Source organism: Fictibacillus phosphorivorans, from assembly GCF_023715845.1.
In the GTDB taxonomy this organism is placed as follows: domain Bacteria; phylum Bacillota; class Bacilli; order Bacillales; family Fictibacillaceae; genus Fictibacillus; species Fictibacillus phosphorivorans_D.
In genome coordinates this window covers 12,216-26,153 of record NZ_JAMBOR010000024.1, presented here as the reverse complement: position 1 = coordinate 26,153, position 13,938 = coordinate 12,216, and the positions used below count along the sequence as shown (strand labels likewise).

The following is a 13,938-nucleotide window of genomic DNA, read 5'->3' as shown; positions in this document are numbered from 1 at the left end:
TGATACGTTTATATCGGTTTTTTATCGGTACAGTTAAGAAAATAAAAAAGACTACCTCCTCCTTAGAAAGTAGTCCTAAAGGCCGAAACCCATTTTCTGAATCGTAAAGTTATAGATTTACTTTTTCCCTGCACAATTTTAGAACGGCGTTTAGTAGAACATTCGCTCCTTTTACACAGTCCTCATAAGAAGTTAACTCGTCTTCACGATGGCTGTATCCTTTTACGCTAGGTACAAAAATCATCGCTGACGGTATATAGGAAGCGATAAATTGAGCATCATGCCCAGCACCGCTATACATTCTATTTCCCTTATAACCTAAATCCTTACATGCTGTTTCTACTGCATGGATAACTTCTTCATCAAAATCAACTGTATCTCGATCCCATAATCGGGTTGATTCTATGAAACAACCACTTAGATTCTTTGGTAATCCCACTACCATTTCTGCTACTTCTTTCATCACTTCTTGATCTTGGTGCCGTGCTTCTAACGTAAAGGTAACTTCTGACGGAATGACTGTATGGATGTTTGGATAGGCATTCATACGTCCAATTGTATATACCAGCTTCGAATCCAAACTCTGCAGTTTTCTTTGCATTTCGGTAATCACATTCGCTGCAGTGAACATCGGATCTTTTCGCATATTAATCGGAGTTGTACCAGCATGGTTTGATTCACCATGAATAGAAATTTCATAGCATACCATTCCTAGCACACCTTCTACGACGCCAATATCTAATTTTTCACTTTCGAGCACGGGCCCCTGTTCGATATGCAATTCAATATAGGCACTAGCTTCTTTTAATCGATTTTCTTCTGGACCTTCAAAACCGCTTTCCTTTAAAGCTTGGGCAAAAGTGATCCCATTCTTATCGGTAGAGGCTAACATTTTTATTTTATCAAATTTACCTGATAAAACACCGGATGACATGAGTGAGGGCTCAAACCGTGCTCCTTCTTCGTTCGTAAAATTAACAATGGTAATCGGATAATCTAATTCCATGTTTGCATCTTTCAAAGCATAAACCGCCTCTAAAGCCGTTAATACACCCAGTACACCATCAAACCGTCCGCCCTTAACAACAGAATCTAAATGCGAGCCAATGACGATCGGTGGCACGTTACGTTTCCCTGGCATGGTCGCATACATGTTAGCCATATCATCATAAGTGACTGTCATTCCTATTTCTTCACATAACTCTTGGAATTTGCTCCGTGCAGCAATATCTTCGGCAGATAACGATAGTCTAGTGACTCCGTTGTTTTCTGTTTTACCAAACTCACTAAATAACTCAATAAATTTCTGCAGACGATTTGAATTACACTTCACCATAGTAGGAGGACCTCCTTCAATTATTGGGCTATTTTTTCTGCAACTTGTGAATTTTCATTTAGGATTAAGTTCTTCGTTACGAAACTTACAGTCAATCCTATTAAAATATTAATACCAATCGCTACAAAACCAATATTAATATCATTGATCGCACTTGGAATATTCGGGAACACATTTACTAGTTTAAACGAAGTAATCGCGTTGAATAGTACAATGGATACCCCTGTTAAAATGCCGGCAATAGCACCGTACTTATTCATTAACTTAGTACTAAAGAAGCTAAAAATCAGGGCCGGAACTAATTGAGTGATCAACCCATAGGACATGATATTTAAGATTGCTAGTGCATTTCCTCCAGTTATCGTGAACGCATAAGCAATTAAGATAATTAGTAATACAAATACTTTCGATACGACGAGTTGCTGACGATCACTTGACTCCGGCTTGATCAACTTATAAAAGCCTGTCATTAAACCAACGGCACCTGACATAACCATCACTGATACCGGTACTAACGCTGTTAATAGTCCCGCTCCGCCAACGATACCTACAAACCAAGGGTCAAATGTTTGCATCGTAATTCGCAATAGCGAAAGGTCACCTTCAGCTCCTTGTAAACCGGGTACTTGAATGATCGCCGCAAATCCAATAAAGAAAGCAAATAAGATTAAAATGGTGTATAACGGCAAAGTAATGGCATTTTTCTTTAATGCACGTTCACTTTTAGCTGATATTACGACGGTAAACGATTGTGGCAATAAATAGAATCCAAATGCGTTTAATATAATCGTTGAAACAAACCATGGAATACTATATCCTTCAGATGCAAATGTTAACGCTTCTGGTTTAACGGATTGAACGGCTTCGAACAACTGGGGGATCCCGCCAAAATAATGATAAGGAATATAAGTACCTAAGAATACGATAACAAATAAGATCATGATATCTTTTAAAACTGCATTCCAAGCCGATCCATGGATACCTGAGATCGTAACATAAATGGTAACGATCGCTGCACCAATCGTAGAAGCCATCAATGGCGAAATCGCTCCATAGGAAGCTTCAGATACAATGATTCCTAATCCCTTTAACTGAATGACAATATAGGGAACTAAAGCAATTAATCCAATGAACGCTACAACAAGTCCTAATGCTTTACTGTCATAGGATTTCAAAAAATATTGAGGCTGTGAAATGACATCGTGCTTTTTAGCGAAACGCCATATCTTTGGAATGATCCAATAAGAAAGTACATAAGCCAAACAAATATAGGCTGGAACATAGTAAGCCGCTGAACCATTGGAATACGCCCACCCGCTCCCTCCTAAGAAGGTAAACGTTGTGTAAACCTCACCCGCAATGAGTAAAAATACGAACAAGGTTCCAAACCCCTTATTACCAACAGCAAACTCATTTACGTTCATATCTTTTCCGCGAGTCGCACGAATCCCTAAGTATAAAGCGATAGCAGCAACGATGAAGATAATCAGTAAGGCAGCGTTCATTCTACTTCACTCCCCTCATTCTCAGGGTCTAGTTTATATACGATTAATAGAGTAACGGATGATAGGATCATCCATAGTACCACCCAAAAAAGTAAGAATGGCATTCCTAAAATATAGGGTTCGATACGATTAGCTAACGGCAGAAGAACACACAGTCCAATAAAAGGGATCAATAATAACAGTTGTGCATACTTTCTCACTTGCTTCACACTCCATTCCTAGATTTAGTTGGTTATTACTCTATGAAATGACTAGGTATGTATAAATGCTAGTTTTCTGTTCTACTAAAATAAATTTACTTAACCAGGAGATTCACTTTTTTGCTTGAAGACATCAGCTCCTTCTTAACACAAATCTATGAATATAAAAAAATATAACATAGCCATTTAACCTCCCGATATGAACAAAATGTAAAGAAGTTCACGGCTCCGTTTTACATTATGTTATATTTTTGTGTATAAACATTCATAATTCTATTGTTTTCTAGGAGGGTACATATGTCTTACTCGCTTTGTATTCAAGACCTATTTGATAAAAGGCATTTTAGAAAAGCAGAAGTGATTGCAGGATCTAATGGAGTTATGAACATCATTAAATGGGTACATATTCTGGAATCGAAAGAGATTAGTACTTTTATTAAAGGGAGCGAACTGATATTAACGACAGGCATTCAACTCATTCAAGAGGATGATTTTTTTGACTTTGTGAAGCAGTTAATAAAAAAGAAAGCAGCAGGTTTATGTATTGAATATGGTGATCACATTCGATCCGTACCTAAAAAAGTAATCGAATATGCGGATCAACATCAGTTCCCCATCCTCGCTTTTCATGAAATCGTACCTTTTATTGAGATTACGCAAGAGATTCATAGTATCTTGATAAACCAACAGTACGAGATGATTAAACGATTAGAGAACTACTCTCAAGAAATCAATAAGCTTACCTTAAAGGTAACTCATTATGAACATATATTAATGAGACTAAATAAGTATTTAAACGTTAACGTTGCCTTTTTCATGAAGGGTCAACAGCCTCTATTTATCCCCCAGGAAAAACAGCACATCTATAAGGATTTGAATAAGAAATACGAAAAAAATGAAGGGTCGATGTTTTTTTCAAAGTGTGAAGTAAACATACTTGAGGAACGTTACGGAGAAGTATGTATTTTTACAGAGAAAGGTACGATCAATGAGTTTGAATTGCTGGTATTGGACCGAACAGTGACTGCCTTATCTCAATACTTATTACGTAATCTATACATCGAAGAAAAACAAAACGTTCATTACCGTGCCATAGTAGAATCTTGGCTAGACGGAACCATTGATCACACCGTATTAACAAACTTCTTACAAGAACAACGGTTTACTAATCTGTTAAATAGCTCTTACTTCGTTTTAATCGATAAACTTAAATCTTCAAAAATTGATTTTGATTTAAACTACTATAAATTATATACACGCGGCATATTTGAACAAAATGGATTCGTTGTGTTCTTGCTTGAAGAAAAGCAAAAACTGGTGTATGTACTGGCTGATCTTTATGGACAAGATGTCAAACACCGTATCATCGACTGCATTGAAAAGATTAGAAGTTTTAGAAAGAGCAATAATTACATGGATCTGCATGTTACTACGGCTGTCGGACAAGTGACCACTGATTATAAACTCGTCCATCAAAGTTATGAAACGGCTCAAGATACTTTATTAGTCCGCAGTAACTCTCCACAACTCTCTTATTTTTATGAGGATTTATATATTCATCATCTCGTTCTTCACATGCAACGAAAAAAAGCACTAATGGATTTAGCAAAGAACTATTTAAAACCGCTTTATGAATACGATGCTAAAAACAATGGTAATTTGATAACAACCCTACAAGTCTATCTCCAATGTAATTGTTTAAAGAAAGAAACAGCAAAAAAGCTCTTTATCGTTCGGCAGACCTTGTATCATCGTCTCTCTAAAATTGAGGATTTAATTGGAAATGACTATATGCTTCCACCTAAACGTCTTGCCGTTGAATTGATGTTGCTTGCTACTCAATATGAATATGATTACCCTTTTATCGATTCAGAGGAGCTTTCCATAACCTAACGAATATTTTTTTGAATGGATTTTTTTGAATTTTTCGTTATTTCCTACAAAAGGCGTCACTATGTGAAACGGTTACAAATAAACATTTTACATTTTGTCTGATGATTACCTCTTTGAACTTCTTCACAATGAATGGAAAGAAGATAAATTTCTAATGGGGTGAGTCCAATGGGAGACGTTCATATTGCTGAAACGAAAGTAAATTTAGCTAAGACTGATGAAAAACATCTGTGGCATGCCATGAAACCCTATAATCCTCAATCTACTATGATTGTTCAAAAGGCAGAGGGAGCTTGGTTAACGGATGTAGAAGGTGTTCGTTATTTGGATGCCATGTCTGGGTTATGGTGCGTTAATGTAGGTTATGGAAGAGAAGAAATTGCTAAAGCAGCTTATGATCAGCTTTTAGAAAATAATTATACACCCTTAACAAACAGTCATCCTTCAGCCATCTTACTTGCGGAAAAGATCAGTGAACTGTTAGGTGGAGATTATGTTGTCTTTTTCTCTAACAGTGGTTCAGAGGCAAATGAAACAGCGTTTAAAATGGCTAGACAGTATTTCCAGCAAAAAAATGAAGGAAGCCGCTATAAAATTGTTTCTCGTTACCGTGCCTATCATGGCAATACGATGGGTGCATTAGCGGCAACAGGACAAGCAGAGCGAAAATATAAGTACGAGCCACTGGCACCAGGCTTTATTCATGTGAAAGCCCCAGATCAGTATCGATACAATGAAGATGAATTTATGAGGCCGAGTGACCTCCCTTCTGTTCAGGCAGTAGATGAAGTGATGACTTGGGAACACTCAGAAACGATCGCCGCGATGATTTTAGAACCTATCATCACAGGTGGTGGCGTGATTATGCCTTCCGATCAATATTTGAAAGGCGTTAAAGAGGTTTGCGAGAAACATGGTGCTCTCCTAATCGTGGATGAAGTTATTTGTGGTTTCGGACGTACAGGAAAAGCCTTCGGACATCAACATTATGGCGTACAGCCTGACATTGTGACGATGGCTAAGGGGCTTACAAGTGCATATATGCCTCTTTCAGCAACAGCCGTTAAAAGAGAAATTTATGAAGAGTTTATGAAAAACGGATCCTATGATTTCTTCCGCCATATCAATACATTCGGAGGTTCTCCAGCAGCATGTGCCGTCGCTCTGAAAAACCTTGAAATCATGGAACGTGAGGACTTATTTGAACAATCTACTAAGATGGGATCCATCATGATCAATGAACTAAAAGAAAAGATTGGTCATCATCCTTTTGTAGGGGATATTCGTGGAAAAGGATTGTTGATAGGGGTCGAATTAGTAAAAGACAGAGAAACGAAAGAGCCACTACCTGTAGATAAAGTCAATCAAGTGATTGCCGAATGTAAGAACCAACGATTAATTATCGGAAAAAATGGAGTGACTGTAGCAGGCTATAATAATGTCCTAACCTTATCACCACCTTTAAATATTACTTTAGAAGAAAAAGATTTTATTCTTACTCGTTTAATAAAAGCCATTGAAACCTTATAAATCTATATTCAATTTGCAAATGCCTGAGAGGAGAATAAAGGAATGACAAATTTAACTGAAGTAAAAGAACTTACACATTTTATTGGTGGAAAACGGATCAATGGCAAAAGCGGAAGGTTTTCAGAAGTTTTCAATCCGGCAACTGGTGAGGTCATTGCTAAAGTGCCACTAGCTTCTAAAGAAGAAGTTAAAGAGGCTGTAAATCACGCGAAAGCCGCTTTCCCAGCTTGGCGAAATTTAACGGTAGCCAAAAGAGCCGAAGTCGTAATAAATTTCCGAGGCTTGCTAGTGAAAAATAAAGATAAGATCATCGAATTAATCTGTACAGAAAGTGGAAAAACAGAAGAAGATGCCCTTGGTGAGATAACACGTGGATTGGAATCTGTTGATCTAGCTATTAATGCGCCTCATCTCATGAAAGGCGAATATTCAGTGAATGTAGGCGGGCAAATAAATGCTTATTCCGCAAAATACCCGCTAGGAGTCGTAACCGCCATTTCACCATTCAACTTTCCATTGATGGTTCCATTAGCTCAAACGAGTATGGCTGTTGCAGTAGGTAATGCTGTAATTCTCAAAGCCTCTGAACGCGTACCGATGACTTCTTTATATATCAGTGAACTATGGATAGAAGCTGGTTTGCCTGATGGTATTTGGACAGTCGTTAACGGAGATAAAGTAGCTGTAGATGAACTCTTGGAGAATCCAGCCGTCCAAGCTGTTTCTTTTGTAGGATCCACTCCGGTTGCTCGTTATATCTATGAAACAGGCGCCAAATATGGAAAACGAGTCGTTGCCTTAGGTGGAGGTAAAAATAATATGGTCGTCATGCCCGACGCTGACCTAGAACAGGTAGCCCATGCTTTTATCAGTGCCGGTTATGGTGCAGCTTCCCAACGTTGCATGGCTATCTCAACGCTTATGCCTGTAGGACAGGAAACGGCTGATCGCTTAGTAACGATCTTAAAAGAAAAGATCGATAACCTAAAAGTAGGTCCTCACACAGAGAACCCTGATTACGGTCCTGTTATTTCTCAACAAGCGAAAAAGAACATCTTAAAAGCGATTGATCGCAGTGTTGAAGAAGGCGCTACACTCGTTTGTGATGGTCGCAACCAAGACATCACAACTAACACTAAAGGCTTCTTCTTAGCACCAACCTTGCTTGACCACGTTAAACCGGGCATGGAAATTTACGAAGAAGAAGTATTTGGACCTGTTCGTAATATTGTGCGTACCGATTCTTTAGAAGAAGCGATACAGTTAATCAATGAACATGAATTAGGAAATGGGGTCACGATTTTTACGAATGACGGACTGGCTGCCAGAAAGTTAACTTCGGAAATTGATGTAGGAATGGTTGGTGTAAATGTCCCGATTCCTATTCCAGTAGGCTTTCATAATTTTGCTGGATTTAAGGGTTCACGGTTTGGAGAAGGACACATGTTTGGACCTGACCAAGCACGTTTCTTCACCAAAACAAAAGTAGTATCAGAACGCTGGATCCATCCGAGCGAGGAAAATGCGATGTCGTTTGCTTTTCCGAGTAATTAAAAGCTTATACTTTACGTTAAAGAATCCCACAGTCATGGTGGGATTCTTTTGTTATGGAAGTGGTTTCCTATTAATAATTTCAAATTTTGTATTTCCTATTGAGCGAAAAATAAGTATGATTAGAATATTATTCGGAAAAGAGGTTTTAGTCATGAGCACAGCATTTTCAATTGAAACAAATAGAACAAGAACATTAGTCATCAGCGCCCTATTTGTGGCATTGACTCTTGTTGCTACCATGTTCATCAACATAAAACTTCCGATCGCAGGAAACGGCGGGCTCATCCACTTAGGCAACGTACCATTGTTCGTCGCAGCATTTGTCTTCGGTAGAAGAACGGGTGCGATCGCCGGGGCATTCGGTATGGGATTATTTGATCTAATTTCTGGCTGGACGGTTTGGGCTCCGTTTACCTTTATTATCGTAGGCGCAATGGGATATGCAGCTGGTCTTATCAGTGAAAAAGTACCGGGTAAAAAAGCCATTGTATACTCGATAGCTGTTATTGCAGCCCTTCTAATTAAAATCGTTGGGTACTATTTTGCAGAAGTAGTCCTTTACGGCAACTGGATTATACCATTCGGTTCTATTCCAGGAAACTTCCTGCAGGTTGTTTTTGCTGGACTTGTTGTTGTACCCCTTGTAGCGCGTATCAAGAAAAGAATTCTTTAAAATTGAGATCCTGTATCGTATCGGTCTTACCGCTATGCGATATAGGATTTTTTTATGTATAGGAACCCCCTGAAACCTTTTATAAACCTGAAACAACTTTCTATAAAATGGATTTCAGAGGTGTGAAGATGAAAAGTGGATTTATTGCTTTAATTTTAATTTGCTGTTGTATTTTGTTTACTAGGTGTAACGTGAATTCAGTTAATAAGCAAAGTGCTCCTCTCCCTACTTTTCAGGAAAACAAAGAGATGCTGAAAATTACGGGCGAAGTAAACAAGACGTTTCACGAAGACAAGCCATTAAAATAGCTAGAGATGCAATACATTCTGCTGAAAGAATAACAGGCATTTTAGCTGTTACAAGACATAATTTTGAGATGAACCTTGTTGATTCAAATGGAGATAAGGAAATCTATATGCTGTGGTTACGAAAAGAAGATAACGGTGGCATGATTATGAATATCAAGGACACGCATACCGGTTATACGCTACAGCAAGATGACGTTGTTAAAATAAAAAGGCTTTTAAACTACTAATGCTTCAAATCTACAATAACTTCACCATCACACTTCACTCCTTTTGAATGTTAAAATAAAGAATACTTTTATGTTAGACACATAGAGATTGTTAATTTAAACTTGCAACAACTTAGGAGTGTTTAAAAGGATGAACAAAAAAGATATAGGTCAAATACGAAAACAGTTTAAAAAAGAGAATGATTTATTGAAGATCTCAAGTATTTTTAATGTATATATTACGAAAGAATCTAGTGAGATCTATCATCATGTGAGCCAGCCTTTTGAAATGTTGGATGCGGAGCAACAAGAGCTCTTTTTTAATAACTTCAAGAAATTATTAGGTGGAAATCTCGATGAAAAGCTCTTTGAATTAAAGTTTAATAAAAGTGCTGAAAACAACAGTCAGCTCATTCTTCATCAAGGACTACTTGCGAACGATACCGAAGACTGGAAAGAAAGAATGCTCCAGATTGTTGGCAAAATGCTTTCAGATCGACAATACGAAAAAGATATCGTGATCACTTTTATCAAGGGAGAGTATTATAAGCCGACGAAGCGCAAGAATGATGAGGCTGAGATCAGTGAACGAGATGCTGTTTACTCCTTCCCCTTTATTCTGTGCAGCATAAACAATACGCAGGAACCAAAAAAAGAACTGCTCTTTGATTATGTGGAAAAAGAGTTCAAGTACAACTTTGTAGTCGATCCGATCATCAACCTGAACGCACCGATTGGCGGATTCCTCTTCCCTTGTTTCAGCGATAACGCAGCAGATGTGAATCACATCCTGTATTCAGCAGGCAAGGTCCATGAACCTGATTATGATTTTATCGAGCACGTATTAAATGGCGAAGAGATCATGACCGCAAAAGACGATAAGATTGTGTTTGAAGAAATCATTAAAGACGTGACAGGAGATCAGTTGAATACCTCCACTCTCTCTAATGTGTATGAAGAGATCAACCGTATGATCGAAGAAAACGAGGAAGAAGAACTACCTAGATTAGACTCCAAAGACGTGGAACGTGTGTTAATGGCGAGCGGTGTTGAAGATATCAATCCAGAAAAAGTAGAAACAGCCTTCCAAAAAGTGATTGATGATCATAAATATGAGTTTAAAGCAAGCAGCGTGTTGCCGAAGTATAATTCCAAATCTATTAAAATTAATACAAAGGTTGCGAACATCGCCATCAGTCCGCAAGATTTGAGATTCGTTAAGCAAGTGCAGCTAAGCGGTAAGCGGTACCTCATGATCGAAGTGGAAGAAGATACGGTGATTGAAGGCTTTACGATGATTCCAGAGGCTTTTGGTGAGAAAGTAAATAGCTAATTCTTTGAAATAAAAAAAGCTTTTCACGAGTCATTAAACTTGTGGAAAGCTTTTTTATTTTTGGGAAAGCTGTTTTCATTATAAATTGAGGTTATATTTATTTAATAATAAAAAACCTCCCTTAAACCAAGTAAGTTTAAGGGAGGTTTTGATGTTTTGTATGACCGTCCAACGTTTCATACAAAGAGCTTTGGGCTTACATCATGCCGCCCATTCCGCCCATTCCCATGCCGCCCATGTCAGGCATTCCACCACCGCCGGCATTTTCTTCAGGCTTATCAGCGATTACTGCTTCTGTTGTTAGGAACATGGCAGAAACGGATGCTGCGTTTTGTAGAGCTGAACGTGTAACTTTTGTTGGGTCAACAATACCAGAGTCGAACATGTTTACCCACTCGCCAGTTGCTGCGTTGAAGCCGATTCCGATTTCTTCGTTCTTCAAGCGCTCAACCACTACAGATCCTTCAAGACCTGCGTTGTGTGCGATTTGACGAACTGGCTCTTCAAGCGCACGAAGTACAAGTTTAACACCTGTTAGTTCGTCGCCAGTCGCTTCTACTTTAGAGATCGCGCTTAGTACGTTAACTAGAGCTGTACCACCACCGGATACGATACCCTCTTCAACCGCTGCACGCGTAGAGTTTAGAGCGTCTTCGATACGAAGTTTACGTTCTTTCAATTCAGTTTCAGTAGCTGCACCCACTTTGATTACTGCTACACCGCCAGCAAGTTTTGCTAGGCGCTCTTGAAGTTTTTCTTTATCGAACTCAGAAGTTGTTTCTTCTAATTGAGCTTTGATTTGGTTTACGCGAGCTGCAATCTTCTCAGCATCGCCAGCACCTTCAACGATTGTTGTGTTTTCTTTTGTAACGACAACTTTAGAAGCTGTACCAAGCTGTGTGATGTTTGCCGTCTTAAGGTCAAGACCTAGTTCTTCTGTAATCACTTCACCGCCAGTTAATACCGCGATGTCTTCTAGCATTGCTTTACGACGGTCACCGAATCCAGGAGCTTTTACAGCTACTGCATTGAATGTTCCGCGAAGCTTGTTAACTACTAATGTAGCAAGTGCTTCACCTTCAACGTCTTCAGCGATCAACAATAAAGGCTTTCCTTGTTGTACCACTTGCTCAAGAACAGGAAGTACTTCTTGGATATTCGTAATCTTCTTATCTGTGATAAGGATGTACGGGTTCTCAAGTTCTGCTTCCATCTTGTCAGAGTTTGTTACCATGTATGGAGATGCATATCCACGGTCGAACTGCATACCTTCAACCACTTCAAGCTCCGTTGTGAATCCTTTAGATTCTTCGATTGTGATTACTCCGTCGTTTCCAACGCGCTCCATCGCTTCAGCAATGAGTTGTCCAACTTCTTCGTCCGCTGCAGAGATCGCAGCAACTTGTGCGATAGACTCTTTGCCTTCGATTGGTTTAGAAATCGCTTTAAGCTCTTCTACTGCAGCAGCAGTTGCTTTTTCGATTCCTTTACGAAGTACCATTGGGTTTGCACCGCTTGTTACGTTCTTAAGTCCTTCGCGGATCATAGCTTGAGCAAGAACAGTTGCAGTTGTAGTACCGTCCCCTGCTACGTCGTTCGTTTTGCTCGCAACTTCAGCTACAAGTTTAGCACCCATGTTTTCGAATGCATCATCAAGCTCGATTTCTTTTGCGATTGTAACACCATCGTTTGTGATTAGAGGAGAACCGAATTTCTTCTCAAGTACAACGTTGCGCCCTTTTGGTCCAAGTGTTACTTTTACAGCGTTTGCTAGCGCATCAACACCACGAAGCATTGAGCGGCGTGCGTCTTCACTAAATTTAATATCTTTAGCCATGTAAAAACCCTCCCATTAATTTTAAAAGTTAGTAACTTACATTGCTTTTATTTATGTAGCTTCATTCAGATGAAGCTTCTTAGTCTCTGAGATTAGCCTACGATCGCTAATACGTCAGATTCACGAAGAATCAAGTATTCTTTACCTTGGTACTTCACTTCTGTACCAGCGTATTTAGAGAAAATGATTGTGTTTCCTTCTGAAACTTCTAAAGAGACACGCTCGCCGTTATCCGTCACACGGCCCGTACCTACAGCAACAACTTTTCCTTCTTGAGGTTTTTCTTTTGCTGAATCTGGCAATACAATGCCGCTTGCAGTTTTTTCTTCCCCTTCTACAAGCTCAATAATAATACGGTCACCTAATGGCTTTAACAAGTGAAACACCCTCCTTAAATAGTTGAAAAAAATATTTTTATTAGCACTCTTTGCTAGTGAGTGCTAACTCCATTTCTAATAATAAATAAAACTTTAAAACTTTGCAAGTAAGAAATATCAAAAAGTTTTTCAAATTCGATATCCTCGCGAGTCATGCCTCTTCTATGTTAAAATGGGTTAGCATATATAGAGTAGTACTAGACAAGAATATGAGTGTGAGGATTTAAAGGAGAACTTAATTTGAAGAAAAAATATTGGTGGATCATCATTATATACATACTCATGCAATTCTCGGGTTACCTTGGAATTCCTCTTTTAAATGAACTTGGTGTTCCAAAAAACCAACTGTTTGGGATGTGGGGCACGATTAGTTTTGTTGCTGCTCTATTCATCATCCTTTACATGCTGATTCCTGAGATGAAAAATCGTCATCGGAATACAGAACGGGTGTCAAAGGGTTCCGCGATCTTGTGGTCAATCATCGGTATTTTTATGGCGTATGCCGCTCAAATCATTGCGAGCCTTATCGAAATAAACGTATTTGGGATTGAGCCGGGGTCTGAAAATACAGAGCGGCTTGTTGAGATTGTAAAAGATGTTCAATACTTTATGGTCGTTACCGCTGTTGTCGGCCCTATACTAGAAGAGATTATTTTCCGAAAGATTATTTTTGGATCGTTTCATAAACGATTTAACTTCTTTATTTCTGCTATGATCAGTTCTCTCATTTTTGCAGCTGTTCATGCGGACTTCAAACATCTCTTAATCTATACAGCAATGGGCTTTACCTTTGCATTTCTATACGTCCGTACAAAAAGACTTATCGTACCAATCGCTGCACACGTCGCGATGAATACACTCGTATTAATTGTCCAGGTTTTCCTTGCAGATAAGATTAAGGAAATGGAGCAACAGCTAGAAACAGCGCAATTGATTCTTGGAGGACTGTTATGAAGACATCACCATCGTTTATGGCATTTTTGTATTTCGTAATCGGAGTCATTTTTACGTGCTTAGCGGTTCATTACGCTAGAGAGTACGGAATGACAAGCTTCTGGACAATCATCACTATGGTTGTCGCAACATTCGATTTCGCAAATGCCGTCAGATATTTTGCATTGAATAACCATTTAAAGAGAAAGCGAAAGAAATAAAAATGAAACTGTCCTTTAAGGGGCAGTTTTCT

12 protein-coding genes are annotated in these 13,938 nt (G+C 38.8%); 7 read left to right on the top strand and 5 right to left on the bottom strand.

Going from position 1 to position 13,938, the window contains the following annotated elements:
* Positions 1–109: 109 nt before the first annotated feature.
* Genes M3206_RS16010 through M3206_RS16000 form a run of 3 tightly spaced genes read right to left on the bottom strand, consistent with a single transcriptional unit; the run spans position 110 to position 3,041 of the window.
* Positions 110–1,336, bottom strand: a complete 1,227-nt coding sequence (locus M3206_RS16010) for a Zn-dependent hydrolase (RefSeq protein WP_251313520.1) — start codon at positions 1,334–1,336, stop codon at positions 110–112.
* 20 nt (positions 1,337–1,356) lie between these two features.
* Positions 1,357–2,841, bottom strand: coding sequence for a sodium:solute symporter family protein (locus M3206_RS16005; protein WP_251313519.1), 1,485 nt, complete (start codon positions 2,839–2,841; stop codon positions 1,357–1,359).
* Positions 2,838–3,041: a DUF3311 domain-containing protein gene (locus tag M3206_RS16000; protein WP_251313518.1), complete on the bottom strand. Its 204-nt coding sequence runs from the start codon at positions 3,039–3,041 to the stop codon at positions 2,838–2,840. Before M3206_RS16000 ends, M3206_RS16005 begins: the two co-directional genes overlap by 4 nt.
* A 297-nt stretch (positions 3,042–3,338) precedes the next feature.
* On the opposite strand from M3206_RS16000, the gene M3206_RS15995 reads away from it, so the two are divergent.
* The 5 genes from M3206_RS15995 (at position 3,339) to M3206_RS15975 (ending at position 10,538) form a co-directional block, all read left to right on the top strand.
* Complete coding sequence (locus M3206_RS15995; RefSeq protein WP_251313517.1) at positions 3,339–4,934, top strand: PucR family transcriptional regulator; 1,596 nt, start codon at positions 3,339–3,341, stop codon at positions 4,932–4,934.
* Between the two features lie 168 nt (positions 4,935–5,102).
* Positions 5,103–6,464 carry an aspartate aminotransferase family protein gene (locus M3206_RS15990; RefSeq protein WP_251313516.1) on the top strand — a complete coding sequence of 454 codons (1,362 nt, stop codon included), beginning with the start codon at positions 5,103–5,105 and terminating at the stop codon, positions 6,462–6,464.
* Positions 6,465–6,506: 42 nt separating this feature from the next.
* Entirely contained in the window at positions 6,507–8,018 is a 1,512-nt protein-coding gene (locus M3206_RS15985) for a CoA-acylating methylmalonate-semialdehyde dehydrogenase (protein WP_251313515.1), read from the top strand.
* A 151-nt stretch (positions 8,019–8,169) separates the two neighbouring features.
* Positions 8,170–8,691 (top strand): ECF transporter S component, encoded by a 522-nt coding sequence (locus M3206_RS15980; RefSeq protein ID WP_251313514.1) that lies wholly within the window; start codon positions 8,170–8,172, stop codon positions 8,689–8,691.
* 665 nt (positions 8,692–9,356) lie between these two features.
* A complete protein-coding gene (locus tag M3206_RS15975; RefSeq protein WP_251313513.1) occupies positions 9,357–10,538 on the top strand; it encodes a DUF4317 domain-containing protein in 1,182 nt (393 codons plus the stop codon).
* A 196-nt stretch (positions 10,539–10,734) separates the two neighbouring features.
* Here M3206_RS15975 and groL read toward each other — a convergent pair whose 3' ends face one another.
* Positions 10,735–12,375 carry a chaperonin GroEL gene (groL, locus tag M3206_RS15970; RefSeq protein WP_251313512.1) on the bottom strand — a complete coding sequence of 547 codons (1,641 nt, stop codon included), beginning with the start codon at positions 12,373–12,375 and terminating at the stop codon, positions 10,735–10,737.
* Positions 12,376–12,467: 92 nt separating this feature from the next.
* The gene (gene groES, locus M3206_RS15965) at positions 12,468–12,752 is read right to left on the bottom strand and encodes a co-chaperone GroES (protein ID WP_251313511.1); all 285 of its coding nucleotides are present in this window, start codon (positions 12,750–12,752) and stop codon (positions 12,468–12,470) included.
* Between the two features lie 240 nt (positions 12,753–12,992).
* Between groES and M3206_RS15960 the strand changes: the two genes are divergently transcribed.
* Positions 12,993–13,706: a CPBP family intramembrane glutamic endopeptidase gene (locus M3206_RS15960; RefSeq protein WP_251313510.1), complete on the top strand. Its 714-nt coding sequence runs from the start codon at positions 12,993–12,995 to the stop codon at positions 13,704–13,706.
* A complete protein-coding gene (locus tag M3206_RS15955) occupies positions 13,703–13,906 on the top strand; it encodes a DUF4305 domain-containing protein (RefSeq protein WP_251313509.1) in 204 nt (67 codons plus the stop codon). Before M3206_RS15960 ends, M3206_RS15955 begins: the two co-directional genes overlap by 4 nt.
* The last annotated feature ends 32 nt before the right edge of the window (positions 13,907–13,938 follow it).